The sequence below is a fragment of the Streptomyces sp. SCSIO 30461 genome, from assembly GCF_037023745.1.
Classification (GTDB): domain Bacteria; phylum Actinomycetota; class Actinomycetes; order Streptomycetales; family Streptomycetaceae; genus Streptomyces.
Genome location: NZ_CP146101.1, coordinates 751,699 through 771,068 on the forward strand (window position 1 = coordinate 751,699; position 19,370 = coordinate 771,068).

Annotated in this window: 16 protein-coding genes; 9 read left to right on the forward strand and 7 right to left on the reverse strand. The window is 70.8% G+C overall.

Annotation, left to right across the window (positions count from 1 at the left end):
- Positions 1 to 76: 76 nt before the first annotated feature.
- Positions 77 to 1,177 carry a citrate synthase 2 gene (locus V1460_RS03560; protein WP_338672072.1) on the reverse strand — a complete coding sequence of 367 codons (1,101 nt, stop codon included), beginning with the start codon at positions 1,175 to 1,177 and terminating at the stop codon, positions 77 to 79.
- A gap of 240 nt (positions 1,178 to 1,417) precedes the next feature.
- Between V1460_RS03560 and pdxH the strand changes: the two genes are divergently transcribed.
- Both pdxH and V1460_RS03570 read left to right on the forward strand, forming a co-directional pair.
- Complete coding sequence (pdxH, locus tag V1460_RS03565; RefSeq protein ID WP_338672073.1) at positions 1,418 to 2,098, forward strand: pyridoxamine 5'-phosphate oxidase; 681 nt, start codon at positions 1,418 to 1,420, stop codon at positions 2,096 to 2,098.
- A 416-nt stretch (positions 2,099 to 2,514) separates the two neighbouring features.
- The gene (locus V1460_RS03570) at positions 2,515 to 3,984 is read left to right on the forward strand and encodes a PAS domain-containing protein (RefSeq protein ID WP_338672074.1); all 1,470 of its coding nucleotides are present in this window, start codon (positions 2,515 to 2,517) and stop codon (positions 3,982 to 3,984) included.
- 72 nt (positions 3,985 to 4,056) lie between these two features.
- On the opposite strand, the gene V1460_RS03575 is transcribed toward V1460_RS03570, so the two are convergent.
- The gene (locus V1460_RS03575) at positions 4,057 to 4,809 is read right to left on the reverse strand and encodes an SIS domain-containing protein (RefSeq protein ID WP_338672075.1); all 753 of its coding nucleotides are present in this window, start codon (positions 4,807 to 4,809) and stop codon (positions 4,057 to 4,059) included.
- A 183-nt stretch (positions 4,810 to 4,992) separates the two neighbouring features.
- On the opposite strand from V1460_RS03575, the gene V1460_RS03580 reads away from it, so the two are divergent.
- Both V1460_RS03580 and V1460_RS03585 read left to right on the forward strand, forming a co-directional pair.
- Complete coding sequence (locus V1460_RS03580; RefSeq protein WP_338672076.1) at positions 4,993 to 5,685, forward strand: metal-dependent transcriptional regulator; 693 nt, start codon at positions 4,993 to 4,995, stop codon at positions 5,683 to 5,685.
- Positions 5,686 to 6,153: 468 nt separating this feature from the next.
- Positions 6,154 to 7,023, forward strand: a complete 870-nt coding sequence (locus V1460_RS03585) for an alpha/beta hydrolase (protein ID WP_338672077.1) — start codon at positions 6,154 to 6,156, stop codon at positions 7,021 to 7,023.
- 95 nt (positions 7,024 to 7,118) lie between these two features.
- Here V1460_RS03585 and V1460_RS03590 read toward each other — a convergent pair whose 3' ends face one another.
- The 3 genes from V1460_RS03590 to V1460_RS03600 all read right to left on the reverse strand — a co-directional run bounded on the left by V1460_RS03590 (position 7,119) and on the right by V1460_RS03600 (position 10,577).
- Positions 7,119 to 7,553 carry a subtilase-type protease inhibitor gene (locus tag V1460_RS03590; protein WP_338672079.1) on the reverse strand — a complete coding sequence of 145 codons (435 nt, stop codon included), beginning with the start codon at positions 7,551 to 7,553 and terminating at the stop codon, positions 7,119 to 7,121.
- Positions 7,554 to 8,070: 517 nt separating this feature from the next.
- On the reverse strand, positions 8,071 to 9,726 hold the full coding sequence (locus V1460_RS03595; RefSeq protein ID WP_338672080.1) for a transporter: 1,656 nt from the start codon (positions 9,724 to 9,726) through the stop codon (positions 8,071 to 8,073).
- The gene (locus tag V1460_RS03600; protein WP_407077394.1) at positions 9,723 to 10,577 is read right to left on the reverse strand and encodes an ABC transporter ATP-binding protein; all 855 of its coding nucleotides are present in this window, start codon (positions 10,575 to 10,577) and stop codon (positions 9,723 to 9,725) included. Before V1460_RS03600 ends, V1460_RS03595 begins: the two co-directional genes overlap by 4 nt.
- A gap of 493 nt (positions 10,578 to 11,070) precedes the next feature.
- Here V1460_RS03600 and V1460_RS03605 point away from each other — a divergent pair, with 493 nt between their 5' ends.
- The 3 genes from V1460_RS03605 to V1460_RS03615 all read left to right on the forward strand — a co-directional run bounded on the left by V1460_RS03605 (position 11,071) and on the right by V1460_RS03615 (position 13,529).
- Positions 11,071 to 12,252 carry a hypothetical protein gene (locus V1460_RS03605; RefSeq protein WP_338672081.1) on the forward strand — a complete coding sequence of 394 codons (1,182 nt, stop codon included), beginning with the start codon at positions 11,071 to 11,073 and terminating at the stop codon, positions 12,250 to 12,252.
- 80 nt (positions 12,253 to 12,332) lie between these two features.
- Positions 12,333 to 12,950 carry a hypothetical protein gene (locus V1460_RS03610; protein ID WP_338672082.1) on the forward strand — a complete coding sequence of 206 codons (618 nt, stop codon included), beginning with the start codon at positions 12,333 to 12,335 and terminating at the stop codon, positions 12,948 to 12,950.
- Entirely contained in the window at positions 12,951 to 13,529 is a 579-nt protein-coding gene (locus tag V1460_RS03615) for a S26 family signal peptidase (RefSeq protein ID WP_338672083.1), read from the forward strand.
- Positions 13,530 to 13,679: 150 nt separating this feature from the next.
- Here the strand turns inward: V1460_RS03615 and V1460_RS03620 are convergent, their stop codons facing one another.
- Positions 13,680 to 14,375 (reverse strand): bifunctional DNA primase/polymerase, encoded by a 696-nt coding sequence (locus tag V1460_RS03620; RefSeq protein ID WP_338677879.1) that lies wholly within the window; start codon positions 14,373 to 14,375, stop codon positions 13,680 to 13,682.
- Positions 14,376 to 14,700: 325 nt separating this feature from the next.
- Here V1460_RS03620 and V1460_RS03625 point away from each other — a divergent pair, with 325 nt between their 5' ends.
- A complete protein-coding gene (locus tag V1460_RS03625; RefSeq protein WP_338672084.1) occupies positions 14,701 to 16,086 on the forward strand; it encodes a transcriptional regulator in 1,386 nt (461 codons plus the stop codon).
- 111 nt (positions 16,087 to 16,197) lie between these two features.
- Complete coding sequence (locus tag V1460_RS03630; RefSeq protein ID WP_338672085.1) at positions 16,198 to 17,814, forward strand: hypothetical protein; 1,617 nt, start codon at positions 16,198 to 16,200, stop codon at positions 17,812 to 17,814.
- 126 nt (positions 17,815 to 17,940) lie between these two features.
- Here V1460_RS03630 and V1460_RS03635 read toward each other — a convergent pair whose 3' ends face one another.
- Positions 17,941 to 19,236, reverse strand: coding sequence for an ABC transporter substrate-binding protein (locus tag V1460_RS03635; protein ID WP_338672086.1), 1,296 nt, complete (start codon positions 19,234 to 19,236; stop codon positions 17,941 to 17,943).
- Positions 19,237 to 19,370 lie beyond the last annotated feature (134 nt).

Consider the following 19,370-nt stretch of genomic DNA (forward strand, 5'->3'; position numbering starts at 1 on the left):
CGGGGTCACCCCCGGATCAGGCCGGACAGGACTCAGCCCCCGCCTCCATCGGGCAGCGGGGGTCGGCAGGCGGGCCTCAGCCGGCGATGTCGGCGTAGCCCTCGATGTCCTGCGGGGAGCGCGAACCGGGACCGACGTACCGGGCGGCGGGGCGGACCAGCCGTCCGGTGCGCTTCTGCTCCAGGATGTGCGCCGACCAGCCGGCCGTGCGGGCGCACGAGAACATCGACGTGAACATGTGCGCCGGGACCTCGGCGAAGTCCAGCATGATCGCCGCCCAGAACTCCACGTTCGTCGCCAGAACCCGGTCCGGACGGCGGTTGTGCAGCTCCTCCAGGGCCGCCTTCTCCAGCGCCTCGGCGATCTCGTAACGCGGCGCGCCGAGCTCCTTGGCCGTGCGGCGCAGCACGCGCGCCCGCGGGTCCTCCGCGCGGTACACACGGTGGCCGAAGCCCATCAGGCGCTCGCCCTTGTCCAAGGCCTGCTTCACGTACGCCACGGCGTCGCCGGTGCGCTCGATCTCCTCGATCATGCCCAGCACGCGCGAGGGCGCACCGCCGTGCAGCGGTCCCGACATGGCGCCGACGGCACCCGAGAGCGCGGCGGCCACGTCGGCGCCGGTGGAGGCGATGACGCGGGCGGTGAAGGTGGAGGCGTTCATGCCGTGCTCGGCGGCGGAGGTCCAGTACGCGTCCACGGCCTTGACGTGCTTGGGGTCCGGCTCGCCGCGCCAGCGGATCATGAAGCGCTCGACCACGGACTCGGCCTTGTCGATCTCGCGCTGCGGCACCATCGGCAGGCCCTGGCCGCGTGCACTCTGTGCCACGTACGACAGGGCCATCACGGCGGCGCGGGCGAGGTCGTCGCGGGCCTGCTCCACGTCGATGTCGAGCAGCGGCCGCAGGCCCCACACCGGCGCCAGCATCGCCATCGCCGACTGGACGTCCACCCGGATGTCACCGGAGTGGACCGGGATCGGGAACGGTTCGGCGGCCGGCAGCCCGGGGTTGAACGCGCCGTCGACCAGCAGGCCCCAGACGTTCCCGAACGAGACATGGCCGACGAGGTCCTCGATGTCCACGCCTCGGTAGCGGAGTGCGCCGCCCTCCCTGTCGGGTTCGGCGATCTCCGTTTCGAACGCGACGACTCCCTCGAGTCCGGGTACGAAGTCGGACATCAGGCGGCTCCTCATGATGTGTGCGAGTCAAGCTCGGCTTCGGCCCGGGAGGGTCACCCCGGTAATGCCCCGTGCGGTCGGTGGTCACCCGCGCCGCGTCGTAGGGGCCGCAGTGGGCCCAGCACAAGATTTTGATCGATCACCTGGGTCTGTGGAAGGTGACATCCGGCACAGTGCGCTGATCCCGCCGCTCATGACTACCGGCACTCGGTGCCGGGCAAACCGCGGCGCTGCGGCAGGATGGCTTCCGTGACCGACGCTCTCGATCCCGCAGCCATGCGCGAGTACTACCGTTCGACGCCACTCGAAGAGGCGGATCTGCCCACTGAGCCGATGGAGCTGTTCGTCCGCTGGTTCAAGGACGCGGCGGCGGGCCGTCTGCACGAGCCGAACGCCATGATCGTGTCCACGGCCACCCCCGACGGCCGTCCCTCCTCGCGCACGGTGCTGCTCAAGCACTTCGATGAGCGAGGTTTTGTCTTCTACACGAACTACGGCTCCCGGAAGGCTCGCGAACTCGACGCCAATCCGCGGGCCGCGCTGCTCTTCCCCTGGCATCCGCTCACCCGCCAGATCATCGTCACCGGCACCGCCGCCCGGATCGGCCGCGACGAGACCGCCGCGTACTTCCGCACCCGCCCGCACGGCTCCCAGCTTGGCGCCTGGGCCAGCCCCCAGTCCAGCGTGATCGCCTCGCGTGCCGAGCTGCTGCGGCGCTACGAAGAGCTGGCGGCCCGCTACCCGGAGGGCGAGCAGGTACCGGTGCCGACGGACTGGGGCGGCTACCGGGTCGTCCCGGAGACCGTGGAGTTCTGGCAGGGGTACGAGAACCGGCTGCACGACCGCCTCAGGTACGTACGGGAGCCGGACTCGCCCGATGAGCCGGATCCGGTTTGGCGGGTGGAGCGGCTCGCGCCCTGAGCTCGTGGCACTGCCCTTGGGCGCGAGGGCAACGCAGAAACCCGCGGGCTCTGGTCTCCTCCGGAGAGGAGGCCGGCCGGACATACCGGCGAGCCCGCGGGTCGGTGACTGCTTGGATTAGGCAGGAAGCCTGCCGTGGTGCACAGAGTGCGACGACGGGCGTCAGCCCGCAGCCACCTCGCTTGTCCGGTAAGAAATCACTTCCGAACCACCTCCTTTCCAACGTGCGGCCCACATTAGGAACCTCTGGGGCCGCGCTCAACTCCTTTTCGAGAGCGACTGCACAGCACATCGATTTCGCCGAAATTCATGTGTCGTGTGTCACGTTCCAGTTGAATGGCCGGGGTGCCGCCGACGGAGCGGAGCGGCACGGACTGCGTCGATACGTGCGGACACGTCCGGCAGGGGGTGCCAGGATGAGTGCTTCCAGGAGCGAGACCACCAGCGCGCTGGGTCCCGACGGGCCAGGGCCTGATGGGCAGGGGCCCGAAGGACCCGAGCCCCCGTCCGGGCCCGGGCGGGCAGGGTCGGGGCAGGAACCGGGCCCGGGGCCCGGTTCGGAGCTGCTCGCCGCGCTGCTGGACGGTATGGACGCCGCGCTGTGCGCGTTCGACGCCGAAGGCGTCCTCACCCACTGGAACCGGGAGGCGGAGCGCATCCTCGGGTGGTCGGCGGCCGAAGCCGTGGGACGCCGAGGGTTCGACGGCTGGGCGGTCCGCACCGCCGACGCCGACGAGGTGCAGGGGCGGCTGATGGCCTCGATGCACGCGCCGGGACGGCAGGTGCACGAGTTCGTGCTGCTGCGCAAGGACGGCGGGCGGGTGCTGGTGCGGACCCAGTCGGCGGGGGTGCGCGGCGCGGACGGCGAGCCCGCCGGGGTGTACTGCGCGTTCAGCGAGGCGCATGCGCAGATCGATTTGGAACGTTCCATCGCGCTCAGCGAGGCGCTGTTCGATGACGCCTCATGGGGCGTCGTCCTGGTGGACGTGGACCTGCGCCCGACCGTCGTCAACGGGCGGGCGGCGCGGATGCTCGGTTCCGGCGGGCGGACCGAGCCGCTCGGCCGGCCGCTCGGCGAGCTCATCGTCCAGGGCGTCGAGGAACTCGAAGGCGCCCTGCACCATGTGCTCGCCGACGGCCCGCCGAGTGCTCCGGCCGAACTGTGGCTGACGCTGCGCACCAGTGCTGCCAGGGGCGCGGGGGTGCCGGGTGCCAGGCGATGCTGGCGCAGCGGCTTCGTACGGCTGGCCTCGCCGCTCGCCGAAGAGCCGGTGCCGCTCGGTGTCGGCTGGCTGTTCCAGGACGTGACCGAGGACAAGCTCAGGGAGCAGCAGGCGGATCGGCTCCGCTTCAGGTACAGCCAGCTGCACCGCGCGGCACGTGCGGCCGCCGAGTGCGAGGACCCGATGGAGGCGGCCACAGCCCAGGTGGACTTCGCCCTGGCGGGCTTCGCGGACCACGCGTTGTTCGATGTGGTCGCGGGCGGTCGACTGGTACGCGCCGCCGCGACACCATCCGGCGCACCGGGACCTGTCGCGCGGGTCACGGGGACGGGTCTGCCGGTGCGGTACGCCCCCGGGCATCCGGCCCTCCAGGCGCTGGATCGGATCGGCCCGGTCCTGGTGAGCGGCCCCAACGCCCGCGCGCAGACCTGGGCCACGGACCGTCATTGGCCGTCCGACGCGGTGCACGCCCTGTGCACGGTGCTGCGCAGCCGCGGCCGCAACCTCGGTGTCCTGACCTTCCTGCGTGCCGCGAACCGTCCGCCGTTCGAGCGCGCGGACGAGGTGTACGCGGAGTGCGTCGCGACGCGCGTCGCCGCGGCGATCGATCTCGCGGGCGTCGGCGACCCGAGCCTCCCCCGGACGAAGCCCGGGGGAGGCTGAGTGCGGGCACTCCGGTCCGCCCTGCGGGTCGGGGTGCACCCCGGGCATCGCCCCCGGAGACCGGCGGAGCGGTTACGCGTAGAAGATGCGGTCCGCGTGCTCGGTCATCACGCGGTGGTTCCATTCGCGTCCGCCGTCCACGTTCCCGGAGCGCAGCAGCGGCGGCTCCGCTCCGCGCGCGGCCAGGTGCGCCGCCGCCGTAGCCATCACCGCCTGCATCAGCGCGCTGGTGACGACCGTGGAAGCGGGGGCGAATGGGGCTCCGACACCGTCTGCCGTCAGTTCCGTGTCGCCGACCGCGATCTTGGAGTCGAGGACGATGTCGCAGTGGTCCACGAGGTGGGTGCCGGAGGAATGCCGGGTGCTCGTCCCCTCCACATACGCCACCGAGGTGACGCCGATCACCGTGAGGCCCAGGTCCCGGGCCTTCATCGCCATCTCCACCGGGAGGGCGTTGCGGCCCGAGAGCGAGATGACGACCAGCAGATCGCCCGCCCGCGCGGGGCTGGACTCCAGGACGGCGCCCGCCAGCCCCGACACCCGTTCCAGCGCGGAGCCGAGCGTGGCGGGTCTGACGTCGACACCGACCGTTCCCGGCACGGCCAGCAGGTTCATCAGGGCGAAGCCGCCCGCGCGGTAGACCACGTCCTGTGCGGCGAGTGAGGAATGGCCGGCCCCGAAGGCGAAGAGCCGGCCGCCCGCGGTGACGGCGTCGGCGACAGCGGCACCCGCCGCCGCCACCTGGGCCGCCTCCTCCTCGCGGACCCGCTGCAGCAGGCCGACCGCGGCGTCGAGGAACTGCTCGGCGGGGGTGGTCTCGCCCATGACGGTGGCCCCTTACTCGTCGTGTTCCCGTCGTCTTCCGGTTGTCTCGCGGATCACGGTGAGGTCTGGACCATTGCTCTGTCAATACGGTCTTCACCCGGGTGGGCCCGGTTGTCGGTGGCATGCGTCAGAATTGAGTCAGGGCCATCGCACGATTCTTCTCCACAGCATCGAGGGGCACGTATGTCCGGACTGATCGACACCACGGAGATGTACCTCCGCACCATCCTCGAGCTCGAAGAGGAAGGCGTGGTCCCCATGCGCGCCCGCATCGCCGAGAGACTGGACCAGAGCGGCCCGACGGTCAGCCAGACCGTGGCTCGGATGGAGCGCGACGGCCTGGTGACGGTGGCCGGAGACCGGCATCTGGAGCTGACCGACGAGGGTCGGCGGCTCGCCACGCGTGTGATGCGCAAGCACCGGCTCGCCGAGTGCCTGCTGGTCGATGTGATCGGCCTGGAGTGGGAGCAGGTCCATGCCGAGGCCTGCCGCTGGGAGCACGTGATGAGCGAGGCGGTGGAGCGGCGCGTGCTTGAGCTGCTGCGCCACCCGACCGAGTCGCCGTACGGAAACCCGATTCCGGGCCTGGAGGAGCTGGGCGAGAAGACCGAGGCCGATCCGTTCCTGGACGACTCCATGGTGAGCCTCGCCGAGCTCGACGCCGGTGCGGAGGGCAAGACGGTCGTGGTCCGGCGGATCGGTGAGCCGATCCAGACCGACGCCCAGCTGATGTACACACTGCGCCGAGCCGGTGTCCAGCCGGGTTCGGTGGTGAGCGTGACGGAGTCCGCGGGCGGAGTGCTGGTGGGCAGCGGCGGTGAGGCGGCGGAGCTGGAGGCCGACGTGGCCTCGCATGTGTTCGTGGCGAAGCGCTGAGCTCTCGGGTCGTCCCTGAGTCTCCCGGCGTCATCCCGGCCGAGTGTGATCTCTTGCGAGCGCTTTCCGGCCGGAATGGCAGCGGCCGGGCGTTCCGCGTGTCACGCTGTGGCTGTAGCTGAGGCATATGACTGGGGGTGGGCAGATGACGTACGTCCGCGTGCCGCGCCGGCACCTCTCGCCTCCGGATACGAGGGGCCCCGGCGCCGAAGGGCGCCGGGGCCTGTCCTCCCCTGTGCTGACCCGGAGCCCCGAGCTCCCAGGGTCAATCCCCTCGGACCGTCTTCCCCGAGCGGCCCGCCTCCCGTTGGAGATCTCCCCGCCCCGAAGGGCGTCAATCCTTGAGTGCGGTCACTCGAACGAGGGGTCTTGGGCGCGGAAGCCGCATGTTCGAATAGAAGTTCGATAGTCTCTCGCATCGTTCGACATCATTCGAAGACCCGTGGGGGATCCAAGGGGGTGCCAACCATGGTGCGGCGTATCGATGTGACCGGGGCGGGCGGACTGCGCCTCGCCGCGTGGGAGTTCGCCGCTCCACCCGAGGGGCGGAGCGAGGTGGCCCCCCTGCCGGGCGCCTTACTGCTGCACGGCCTGATGGGGCGCGCGTCGCACTGGGCCGCCACGGCCCGCTGGCTCTCCGGGCGCCACCGTGCCGTGGCACTCGACCAGCGGGGGCATGGCCGGAGTGAACGGCCCGCTGACGGGCTGTTCACCCGCGAGGCCTATGTCCAGGACGCCGCTGCGGCCGTCGAGCAGTTGGGGCTCGGCCCGGTGACGCTCATCGGGCACTCCATGGGGGCTCTCACGGCCTGGCAGTTGGCCGCCGAGCGACCGGACCTGGTACAGGCGCTGGTCATCTGCGATATGCGGGCCTCCGCGCTGGGCGCGGCCTCGCAGCGCGAGTGGGAGGACTGGTTCCGCACCTGGCCCGTCCCCTTCGCCACCCTCGCCGATGTGCGCAGATGGTTCGGCTCGGACGACCCCTGGGTGGAACTTCCCAGTCCCGGTCGCGGTGAGTTCTTCGCCGAGGTGATGGCCGAGAAGTCGGACGGCTGGCGTCCGGTGTTCTCCCGGCGCCACATGCTGGCCTCCCGTGAGACCTGGGTCCATGACGCGCATTGGGACTCCCTGGCCGAGGTGCGGTGCCCGACCCTGGTGGTGCGGGGTCTGGACGGGGAGTTGGGGCGGGCGGAGGCGCAGGAGATGGTGCGGGTGCTCCCGCGTGGGCGGTACGCAGAGGTGGCGGACGCCGGCCATCTTGTGCACTACGACCAACCGGCCGCCTGGCGTGCCGCGATCGAGCCGTTCCTGGACGGTGTGCCGGCAGTCCGGCCGTAGGCGCCTTCGAGGCCATGCCGGTTGGGCCTGCCGGGGCGTAGCCGGGTCGTCGTATGACCCGGCCTGCCCCGGCGTAGCAGGCACGTTCGGGACCGTCAGAACGAGAAGACCGCGCTGTCAGCCAGCCGTGCCCGCATCTCGCAGGAGTTGCCGTAGGTGGTCGTCCAGCTCACCCGCTTGCCCTGCCAGACACCGGCCGCGGTGACCGTGACCGGGTCCCACTGGCGGGTGCAGGGGGTGGTGGGTGCGCTGCCGAGCAGGCCGAACTCGCCGTCCACCGAGTTCAGTTCCGTACAGGCGGCGGCAGAGTCGGGGTGGCTTCCGCTCGGGGTCGGTGCGCAGCTGAGGGTTACGGCGCGCTCGACACCGGCGGTCGCTGCGTCGTCCCCATGGCCGACCGCGAGCACCAGGGCCGAGGGTGCGTAGAGCGATTCCGGCGACGCGGGGGCCGCGTTGGCGGTGGCGCCTGCGGCCAGCAGGAGGGCGGCGGTGGAGAGTGTGGCGCCGATTGTGGTGGCCGTGTAACGCATTGGTGAAATCCCTTTCGCTTGGGCGGTGATTGCGGTCGGGAGTCTTGCTGATGCACTCAGTGATCGCACATTCAGGACCCGTTTCCGGCCGCATACGATCCACTTACTCAACCGAATGGTCGTTCGGGCAGCTCGGAAGGGGTACGCGGGCACGGTGAACGGGTGTCCGGTATCTGGACTGAACCAACCGGCCTGATCGAAAGAAGCCGTCTGAGCTGGCAGTTGCCGAGGGGTGGCGCCTGTGGCGGATTAACCCTCCGCAGACTTGTTCGACCGGAAAGCGTCGCTCGAAGACTCGTTCTACACGTGTCCAGTGTGCCCCCGTCGAGCCCCGGCCCACCCTGACGTTCACTGGTGTTCGCTGCTGCGCTGTCAGTGCCCCTTACACGCAAACGGGCGGACCCGCATGAACGCGAGTCCGCCCGCTGCCGGATGGTTGGTGAAATCTTCACACAATGCCGTGCGGGCGCCAGTTCACCCGGCTGGGCTCGGCCCGTACGAGCCCAGCGCTGCCGGCTCAGCCCTTGCTGACCGCCGCCAGGATCTCGGGCAGCCGGTCCGCGGTCCGCGGTCCGCCCAGCCGCAGACCGCCCCAGACCATCAACGCGCCGTATACGAGTCCCAGCGGCGGCAACAGCCACAGCGCGGACTCGGCGTCGGCCATGTTCAGCCGGATCGTGAGGGCGATGAGCGGCGCGCACAGCAACGCGGATCCCAGCATTCCGCCGAAGATCGAGAGCATCGCGAGGCCGCCCTGCCCCGCGGCGATGTTCCTGTGCCCCTCCTGCGGGATCGAGTACGGATACCTGGCGGACGCCACCGCGCCAGTCCCCGTCATCGCGCCCAGCAGCGCCAGCGCGAGACCCAGAGCCTCCGGGAGCGCCCGCCAGTCGTCCAGCAGAGCGGCTGTCACGACCGTGACAAGGGCTGTGTACGGGAGCGTGATCAGCAGCGTCGCCAGCGCACGTGCGCGCAGTTCCAGATACGCGTCCCTGGGCGTCGAGATGGTCTGCGCGACCATCCAGAACCCGGAGGAGTCCTGCCCGAACTGGTTGTACATCTGCATGCCGAGCATGCTCGACGCGAAGCAGGCGAAATAGATCGAGCCGGTGCCCTGGAGGGCGTTGACCAGCGGCACGATCAGACCGACCACCAGAGAGGTCACCCAGGCTGCCTTCGTCTTGGGATCACGCCAGATGTAGCGCAGGGTGCGCTGCATCGCCGCACCCGTACGCCCGCCGGGCAGCAGCCGCTGCCACCCCGCCCCGGACGTCGCGTTCTCACGGCGGCTCGGCTCCGACGCCGCGGCCAGGGTGGAGCCGTCGGGGGCGGTCATCAACCGGGTGAGGCTGTGCCGCCAGGTGTGGAGCAGAGCGAAGAGCGCACCCACGGACAGCGCCAGTTGCCCGAGCGCCGTCCCGTACGCCCCGGTACTCGCCGACTCGATCGCGCCGATCGCGGACGCGGGCGGTACCCAGCGCACCACCGCCGCGATCGGGCCGAGCGTGGCGAGACCACCCACCTCGCTGAGCCGCTGGGCACCGAAGTTGACGAACTGAATGCCGACCGCGATCACCAGACCGCTCAGCACCGCGAGGTCGCGGCCCTTGCGGGAGGTGAGCAGCCGGGTGTTCGCCGCGGCCACCGACCGCGCCAGCGCCACGCACACCAGCAGCGCCAGCGGTACGGCGACCACCGCCACCAGTACCGCCACCGTGCCGTGCGCCAGAGCCAGCGCGCCGCCCAGCACCAGGCAGAGCGTGAACAGTGGTCCGATCCCCGCCAACGAGGCGACCAGCAGCGCCCGTACCAGCGGAGCCGGACGCAGCGGGAGCATCACCAGGCGGGTCGGATCGAGTGTCTCGTCGCCGCTGGGAAAGAACAGCGGCAGGAACGTCCAGCCGAGTGCGATCACCCCGGTCAGCAGCACCACCAGCGAGCCCGCGTGCGCGCTTCCGCGTAGCAGGGCCAGTCCGACGAGCTGACCGGCCGCGAGCAGCAACGTGAGGACGGCGGACGAGACGAAGGCCGCCCTGCGGCCCGACGACTGCCGCAGCCCGTTCGCCAGCAGTGTCAGTTTCAGCCGCACGAAGATCGAGGTCAGTGATCCGGACGAGGGCCCGAGCGGACCGCCGGTGGCGGCCGTCGGGGCGTCGAAGACCGCGGTACTCATCGCGCCTCGCCGCCGCCCAGCCAGTCCAGCGTCTGCCCCGCGTCCCGCCCGTTGGCGCCGACCAGTTCGAGGAACGCGTTCTGGAGCGAGGCCGCCGAGCCCCGCACCTCGTCCAGCGTGCCCTGCGCCCTGATACGGCCGGCCGCCATCACCGCGACCCAGTCGCACAGCGACTCCACCAGCTCCATCACATGGCTGGAGAACACCACGGTCGCCCCGGACGCCGTGTACCGCTCCAGAACTCCGCGGATCGTCTGCGCCGACACCGGGTCCACACCCTCGAAGGGCTCGTCCAGGAACAGCACCTGCGGGTTGTGCAGCAGCGCCGCGGCCAGACCGATCTTCTTGCGCATACCGGTCGAGTAGTCGACCACCAGCTTGTTCTGCGAACCCGCCAGATCGAGCACGTCGAGCAACTGCGCCGCACGCCTGTCGACCTCCTCGCCCGGCAGCCCCCGCAGCCGTCCGGTATAGGCCAGCAGTTCACGGCCGGAGAGCCGCTCGAAGAGCCGCAGCCCTTCGGGCAGCACCCCGATCCTGGCCTTGACCCCGACTGGATCACGCCATACGTCATGGCCGACCACCTCGATGCGCCCCTGGTCGGGGCGGAGCAGCCCGGTCACCATGGACAGGGTGGTGGTCTTGCCCGCCCCGTTCGGCCCGAGCAGGCCGATGAACTGGCCCGCGGGCAGGGTCAGATCGATTCCGGCCACCGCGGTCTGCTCGCCGAACCGCTTCCACAGTCCCTCGACACGTACGGCCGGCGGCGGAGCGGCCGTGTCCGGCATGCCTCCGGTCGCCGATGCGGTGGGCTCGGTGTGACCGTTGTGTGCTGATGCCTGGTCCGGCATCGCGTCCCCCTTGGGTAGTCCTGTGCTTCTCTGACCAAGTCAAGCCGATGCACGGACGGACACTGCAGTCGCTTGCGGGTGGCAGCGTGATCGTTCGCTGTTTCCAGATCATCAGCACGGCGAGCGGAAAAGTGGTGAGTGATCATCCAGGGGTCCGTGTTGGCGCTGAGTATCCGGTCCCTGGAGGTCATCACGACCGTGGACGGGGTCTTCTTGCGGTTCCCCGAGCGGCCCGACGTGCGGTGGAGAGAGACGGTCCCGGGCTGTGGGATGCCCCGATGGCGAGCCAGTCGCCGGCGCTGAGTACGAGCGACTTCGCGCGGAGGTCATCTCCCGAGCGTGACCGGTCGCCCGCTCGGGGGCACGGTGGGTCATCCGGGTGAAACCCGTTCTCCGCGGTCGCGCCGATGCATGTCAACTACCGGTAACACGGATAGGTGTTGGCAGTGTGGGATCGATCAACCGATCACGATGCCGGTCGGCACCGTGGCGCATGGCAGCCGTCATGATGCTGGTCGTCTGCGGGGCTGTCGCGGGGTTGTCGACAGTTCCCGCGGCCGTCGCCGCATTCTCCGTCGTCACCTCGACGGCGGCGAGTTGGAGCGTGGTGGAGAACTTCGGCGTCGGCAGGCTGTTCGTGTGGGGCGACAACAGCAGCGGACAGCTCGGGCTGGGGGACAGGACCGAGCGTCGCAGTCCCACACAGGCCGGCTCGTCGACGACCTGGACCCGCATCGCCGTGGGCAGAGCCCACACCTGCGCGCGCCAGAGCACGGGCACTCTGTGGTGTTCGGGATCCAACACGTATGGGCAGCTCGGGCTGGGCAACACCACGGACACCATCAACTACACCCAGGCAGGTGTCGCCACCACGTGGTCCCGCGTCGTCGCCGGTGAGAACCACACGTGCGCCACCTGGAACAACGGGACACTGCGCTGCTGGGGCAGGAACAACGCCGGTCAGCTGGGGCTGGGTGACACGGCCAACCGCACGTCGCCGGTCCAGGTCGGCAGCGACAACGGCTGGGTGGGTCCCACGGCGGGCGCCGAGCACACCTGTGGAGTGCGCCGGCAGCGCACGCTGTGGTGCTGGGGGAGCAACGCCTTCGGTCAGCTGGGGCTGGGTGACACCACCAACCGCACGTCGCCGGTCCAGGTCGGCACCAACACCACCTGGTCGGCTGTGGCGGCAGGCTCCGCGCACAACTGTGCGATCCGCAAGGACCGCACGCTGTGGTGCTGGGGGAGCAACGCCTCCGGTCAGCTGGGGCTGGGTGACACCACCAACCGGACGACGCCCGTCCAGGTCGGCACCAACACCACCTGGGCTTCCGTGACGGGGGGCGCCGCGCACACCTGCGCCATCCGGAGCAATGGGGTGCTGTGGTGCTGGGGGAGCAACGCCTCCGGTCAGCTGGGGCTGGGTGACACCACCAACCGGACGACGCCCGTCCAGGTCGGTACCGCCACCACCTGGGCTTCCGTGACGGGGGGCGCCGCGCACACCTGCGCTGTGGGCGCCGCGCAGACCGTGTGGTGCTGGGGGAACAACGCCACCGGCCAGCTGGGACAGGGCAACACCACCAACCGCACCAGCCCCGTCCAGGTGCCGGGGGTCACGGGCCGCCCGCTCGCGACCGGTCCGACCGCATCGAGTGTGCTTCTGATCGGATGACTGTGGTTCCTTCGAGTGTTCTGCGGTGATTCGCCTCCCGCACACCGCGCGCGTCCGCCGGCGATGGGAATCATGGAGGCATGCATGGATTGCGCGAAAGTGTGAGGCACCTGCCCTGGGCCAAGATGGTGGCCTATGCCCTGCCCGTCCCGCTCGGGCTCGCGCTCAGCGGCGGGATGGTCTGGCGGGCCTCACACGCCGCCTTCGCCGGAGTGACGAGCAATTCCGGAAACCACTGGAACGCGGGCTCCCTGAACCTGACGAACGACAGTGGCGGATCGCCGATGTTCCAGGTCACCAATATGACGCCCGGCCAGTCCGGGTCACGCTGCATCGCCATCACATCGGCCTCCACTCTCCCGTCCGACATCAAGCTCTACAGCTCCCATGCGGCCGTACCGGCCAACGACATCAGCCCGTACATCACCATCACGATCGAGGACGGGACCGGCGGCACCTTCAGCAGCTGCGCCGGATTCACTCCCAGCGGTCCGTCCGACTACACCGGAACCCTGGACGACTTCCTCTCCAACCGCACGAACTACGCCAACGGTGTGGGCCCGTGGGCGGTAGCGGGCAACCCGCCGCAGACCATCAGCTACCGCATCTCCTGGACGTTCAGCGCCTCGGCGCCCGACACCACCCAGGGCGGGAGCACGCCGAACGTGAGCTTCAACTGGGAAGCCCAGACGGTTTAGATGGCCACACCGTCAGGGCGGGTCGAAACCGACCCGCCGGGCGGGGCCCGGGCCGGCTCGTGGATCAGGCTCGTGACATCGGCCGCGGCACGCACCGTGCTTGCCGCGGCCTCCGGGTTGCTCATCTGGGCGCACCTGCCCCCGCTCGTTCTCGACTGGCGGCCGACCCTGGTGGTGAGTGAGTCGATGCGGCCGCGCATCCTGCGCGGTGACGTCGTGCTCTACCAGCCGCTCGGAGGCCGTGCGCCCCTGCGCGGTCAGGTCGTGCTCGTCCGTGACCCGGCCAACCCCTCGCGGCTGCTGTCCCACCGCGTCCGCAAGATCCTGCCCGACAACCGCATCATCACCGCGGGTGACGCCAACCAGCGGCCCGACTCCACACCCGTCCCGCTGGCCCAGGTGCTCGGCTTCGGCCGGCTCCGCGTTCCCGCGGTCGGACTTCCCCTCATGTGGTGGCGGGAACACCACTACTCGTCACTCGCCATCGCGTCCCTGTCCCTGCTGACCACGGCACGCCTGGCGGCACTGCGCCTGCCCGCACCGCGCCGTCCCCAGGAGGCGGCCCTTTCCGAGCGGTAGGCGGAGACGAGTCATGCACCTCGGGAGTCGGAGGCTGTCTCAGTGCCGCGCTGTCGTATGCCGCATCCACAGCCGTGGCCGGACGCCGTGGTCACGAACCGCGCGGTCCGGGGCGCCGTGCGCGGTGCAGGCGGGGGAGCCGTGCGCGGTTCAGATGTGGCGGGAACGCCCGACCGGTGCCTCCTGTCCACAGGCGTACGCCAGCGGGCTGAGCAGTTCCTCGGCGTCCGGTTGCCAGCGGTTCGCGACCGTGGGGCGCCGCACCCACTGCACCGCGCCACGGGAGCCGATCCTGGTCGGCGGGGCAGCGATGTAGTGGCCCTCGCCGTGCGCGGTCAGATCGATGGAGTCCGGTGCCCAGCCCAGCGTACGTACCAGCCCGGGGACCCTTGCTGCCGTACCGGGCAGCACGAAGAAGACCATCCTCCGGTCCGGGGTGCAGGTCACAGGACCGAGCGTGATCCCCATCCGCTCCATCCGGGCCAGTGCCAGGAAACCGGCCGACTCCGGGACGTCCAGGGCGTCGAAGGTCCGTCCCGTGGGCAGCAGGATCGACGCTCTGGGCTGCCGCCCCCACGCCAGACGTACGGCTGCCGCGCTGCCGGTCGCCTGGTCCGCCCAGTCCGGGCGCGCCGGGTGGGCCCCCGGGGCGGCACAGGAGGCCGCACCGCAGGAGCAGTGCTCCATGCCGTCGGTGATCCGGAGCCAGGTGCCGGGGAACACGTCCCAGTGCCGTTCGTCCGCGTACCGCACGGCGCAGTCGAGCAGTTGCTCACCGCGCTGCTGGGGGATCAGCCCGGTGCCCGGCGCGGTGACCGGGTCGGCGGCGGCTCGCCCCGTCGGCACTCCGGCGATCTCTGCGATGGTCTCGTCGGTCTTCTCGGCCTTGTCGGTCTTGTTCACGATCGGGTCAACTCCCGTCACTGGTACGGGTTACGGGCGCACATGGCCGGGAGCACGGCGCATCGCCCCTGCGATCGGGGCGCACGGAAGCACGGACGGGGGCGCGCGTGCGGAACGGACCCGGTGGAGGGGTAACCCCTTGTGCTGTAGCGGCATTCACCCGTAATCGTCCGAGCTCATCGGCATTCTCCGGATTGGCACCGGGAAGCGATCAATGGGAGATCGCTCGCTGGGCGGTCCGGTACGTCCGGTACAGGGGGTTGTTGTCATGGCAGCGAGGCCACTTGTCGCCCGCCAGCCCAACGAACGGCTGCAAGCGCTGATCCAGGAGGCCGGGTGCTCCAACGCCGGACTCGCGCGCCGGGTCAACATGGTGGGGACGGAGCGCGGACTGGATCTGCGGTACGACAAGACGTCGGTGGCGCGCTGGCTCCGCGGACAGCAGCCGCGCGGCAGGGCGCCCGGGATCATCGCGGAGGCGCTGGCCCGCAAGCTGGGCCGCACAGTCACGATCGACGAGATCGGCATGGCCAACGGTAAGAACCTGGCATCGGGAGTCGGGCTCCAGTTCGCCCCGACCGTGCTCGGCGCCATCGAGCAGGTCTGTGAGCTGTGGCGCAGTGATGTGGGTCGCCGTGACTTCCTCTCCGGCTCCACGGTCGCGGCGTCGGCGCTGGTGGAGCCCAGTCGCGACTGGCTGATCACCGGGGCCGACGCGCTGGTGGAGCGCACGGCGGGGTCCCGGGTGGGCGTCGCGGACGTCGAGGCCGTGGAGGCCATGACGGAGGCGCTCAAGGTGCTTGACCACCGCTTCGGGGCCGGACGTGTACGTCCCGTCGTGGTGCACTACCTCAACAGCGTGGTCTCCGGGCTGCTTTCGGGCTCGTACCGCGAACCGGTAGGCCGTCGGCTGTTCGCCGCCGTGGCCCGACTCACCGAACTGGCCGGGTACATGGCTGTGGACAGCGGCCTGCCCGGGCTCGCCCAGCGCTACTACATCCAGGCGCTGCGGCTGGCGCAGGCAGCCGGGGACCGGGCCTACGGCGGCTATGTGCTGGCGGCTTCGATGAGCCACCTCGCGGCGGAGCTCGGCAACCCGAGGGAGATCGCCCAGCTCGCCAGGGCTGCGCAGGAGGGGGCGAGGGGGCAGGTGACGCCACGGGCCGAGGCCATGTTCCTCGCCGCCGAGGCACGCGGCCACGCCCTGCTCGGGGACGCCCGCGCCTGCCATGAGATCGCGGGCAAGGCGCTGACGGCCCTGGAGCGGGCGGATCCGGCCTCCGGTGACGATCCGGTGTGGATCGCGCACTTCGACCACGCCTACCTCGCGGACGAGCTGGCCCACTGCCACCGCGACCTGGGCCAGGCGGAGGCAGCGGCCCGCCGTGCCGCAGAATCCCTCGAAGGGCACCCCGAGTCCCGAGCCCGGCGCCGTGCCATCGGCCTGGTGCTGCTCGCGACAGCCCAGGTCCAGCAGCGCGAGGTGGAGGCCGCGTGCCACACCGGGACCCGGGCGGTGGAACTGCTCGGCTCCCTCCGGTCGAGCCGGGGCGTGGAGTACGTGGAGGACCTCCGCCACCGGCTCGAACCGTTCGCCGACGAGTCCGCGGTAAGGGAGTTCGGGGAGAGGGTGGCGCTGCGGACCGCCCCGTGATCAGCGCCGTACCGCCGCTTCTTGTTACGGGGACCACACGTATGTGCGGACCCCTTCGTCCACCCGGTAGCGTGAGCCGACGGTTCCGTAGGTACACGTGTAGGAGTCCCGGTGACGCGAAGCGGACAGGGTGACGAGACGCAGCACTCCGGCGGCGCTCCCGGCGCCGGGAGCGCCGCGCTGCCCGCGCACGAAGGTGTCGTGCTGCCCGCAGACGGCAACGGGCCCTGGATACCCGGGACCGGCGGGGAGCAGCCAGCCCCGACCGGCGGCGCGGCCTGGGGGGCGCCGTGGGGTCCGGGACAGGGGCAGCCGCAACCGCCGGGGGTGCCTTCCGGGCCGGAGCCGGGGACGCACCCGCAGACGCGACCCCAGCAGCCGTACGGTGCCGATGTCGCGGCGACCCAGTACATTCCGCCGGTGCCGTCTGCCGGTGCCGGGGGTGCCGATGTCGCGGCGACCCAGTACATTCCGCCGGTGCCGTCTGCCGGTGCCGGGGGTGCCGATGTCGCGGCGACCCAGTACATTCCGCCGGTGCCGTCTGCCGGTGCCGGGGGTGCCGATGTCGCGGCGACCCAGTACATTCCGCCGGTGCCGTCTGCCGGTGCCGGGGGTGCCGATGTCGCGGCGACCCAGTACATTCCGCCCGTGCCGGGCGTTCCTGGGCCGCTGCCGCCCGAGGCGCCCGCCGAGTCGACTCAATACCTCGGGCTGCGACCTCGGGCCAATGCCCCGGCCCAGACCCCGACCTCGGCTCCGGCCACGGGCGACGCCGCCGCCACGCAGTTCCTGCCGCCCGTACCCCAGCGGCAGACCGCGCCGCCCCCGCCGGCCGGGGGCCCTTACGGGGCGAGTCCCGGGACCCCCGCCGGGCCGCAGCCGCAGCCTCCCGCCGGGTTCGAGAACCTCTTCCGCAGCGACTCGCCGCCCCCGCAGACACCGCGCTCAGCCACGGGGCAACAGCGGCATCCCTTGTACGCCGCCACCCCGCAGCACCCGCAGCACTCGTATCCGACCGGCCCCACCGGCCCTTACGGTCCCACCGGTCACCCCGACCACTCGGGTCACCCCGGCTATGACGAGCCGCAGGCGCGCCGCTCCTCCCGTCTTCCGCTGATCGCCGCGGTCGTCGTGGGCTGCGCCGTGGTCGGCCTCGGTGTCAGTGCACTGGTGTTCGGCGGCGAGGACGACAAGGGCACCGACAAGACTCCTGTGGCCGCCGCCAGCACGCCGGAGGCCGCGGCCCCGACCAAGGCCGCAGCGGCTGACGATCCGGCCAAGGCCCAGGCCGAGGAGCTCGACAAGCTGCTCGCCGACAGCAACGACAGCCGCGCCGCGGTGATCCGCTCGGTCGAGTCGATCAAGCGCTGCGACAACCTCGACCAAGCAGCCTCCGACCTCCGTGCCGCCGCCGAGCAGCGGCGGAGCCTGGTGACCCGCCTCAAGGACGTGGAAGTCGACAAGCTCCAGAACCACGAGCGGCTCACCGAGTCACTCACCGAGGCATGGGAAGCCTCCGCGTCGGCGGACGACCACTACGCGCAGTGGGCCAAGGACGTCGACGGCAAGAAGGGCTGCCGTGACGGCAAGGCCCGCCAGAGCAAGAACGCGATGCTGGGCAACCGGGAGAGCGGCGAGGCGACCGCGGCCAAGCATGAGGCCTCAGGCCTGTGGAACGCCATCGCCACGAAGTACTCCTTGACGAAGCGCGCGGCTACGCAGCTCTGACTCGGTACGCCGTGCACCCGCACGGGGGCACGGCGAAACCGCGAAGGCCCCTGCCCGTTCGGCGCGTGTCACGAGGGTGCCAACCGCCCTGGGGCCTGGCGGTACCTTCCTGCACCGTGCTGGCGCCTACACCGTGCTCGCGTTCTGCATGGTGGAGCTGACGTCCACGAACCCCGACCGCTGGGCAACCAGCCTCCCCTTCAGCACCACCTGGAACGTCACGCTCCGGTTCACCACCCGGGGTAGCCCTGTCACCCCCAGCATGTCGTCGTAACGCCAGCGCAGGTCCGGGGTGAGCCCCCCGGTGTCGACGGTCACGCCGTTGTCCAGGGCGTGGGCTACGGCACCCGGGGTGATCTCGGCGCGGTCGAGCGACTCGATGACCTTCCGCAGCACGGTGTAGGCGATCCATGTGGTCTGCACGCCCGCGTCCGCGGCGTCGATCCGGTTGTCCCCGAAGGCGTTCTCGCGGATCACCTCCCGCAACAGCCCCCAGCGCTGGTCCTCGGAGACCGGGTACCAGCCGGTCATGAGGGCTCCTTCGAAGGGCCCGTTCGCGCCGCCCGTGCGGTCGATCAGGGGCTGGTCGACAGAGCTGAGCACGGAGGAGATCCGGACCTCCGAGCCGCCGGTGCCACCCGAGTCGCGCACCCGGCGGAAGGAGTCGACGAAGGTCTCGGTGCGTTCGCCGAGCACGGCGGTCACACAGCCCCGCTCGCCGCCCGCCGCTTCGAGCGCCTGCTCGGCCTGCCGTGCGTACTCGGAGGAGTCGTCGGCCGCCCTGATGTCGGACGACGGCTTCCGCTTGCCCTCGGACAGGCCCGCGTTGAGAAGAGCCGGCAGGGCGTCACCGAGTATGTTGTCGGGCCGCACCAACGAGACCTTCCGGCAGCTGCCCGCGAGCTGCCGCCCGTTGCCGGCGAGAAGCGCGGCCACACCGCCGTTGACCGGGTACGAGAGATAGCTCGAGAACTCCTCGTCGGAGATCCCGAAGCCGCCGATGTGCGGAATGCCCGCCGCTTCCAGCGGCGGCATGAACGCGCGGCCGTGCTGGCTGTAGGAGCCGACGACCGCGACCGCGCCCTCCCTGACGGCTCGGCGGGCGCACTCGGCGGCCCCCACTCCGGTGTTGTGCTCGTTGCAGGTGAGGACCCGAAGCTCGTGACCGTCGATCCCACCGAGTGCGTTGACGTACTTGGCGTATGCCTGTGCCAGCGCGGGCATCCCCGGCATGTTCGTGGCCCTCGTCTCCTCGGGGGCGAAGGTCATCACGGTCACCGGCTCCCGGGAGTCGTCCGAGATGCCCGGGAGCGCTCCGCATGCGGTGAGCAGGAGTGATGTTCCGACCACCGCCGTTGACAGGGCGAGGGCCACGAAGGTCCTGTAGTGACGGGGTGTGTGGGTGCGGCGCCATCCGGTCATGCACCCGCACACTTCCGCCCCGTGGGTAACGCCGGAGTGAGCGGGCTTCAACGGTGGGTGACGCCGGGGTGAATTCCAGGGGGCCGGAACCGCGGAAGTGCGCGGGCCGTACGATCGACCGCAGAGGCTCCCGA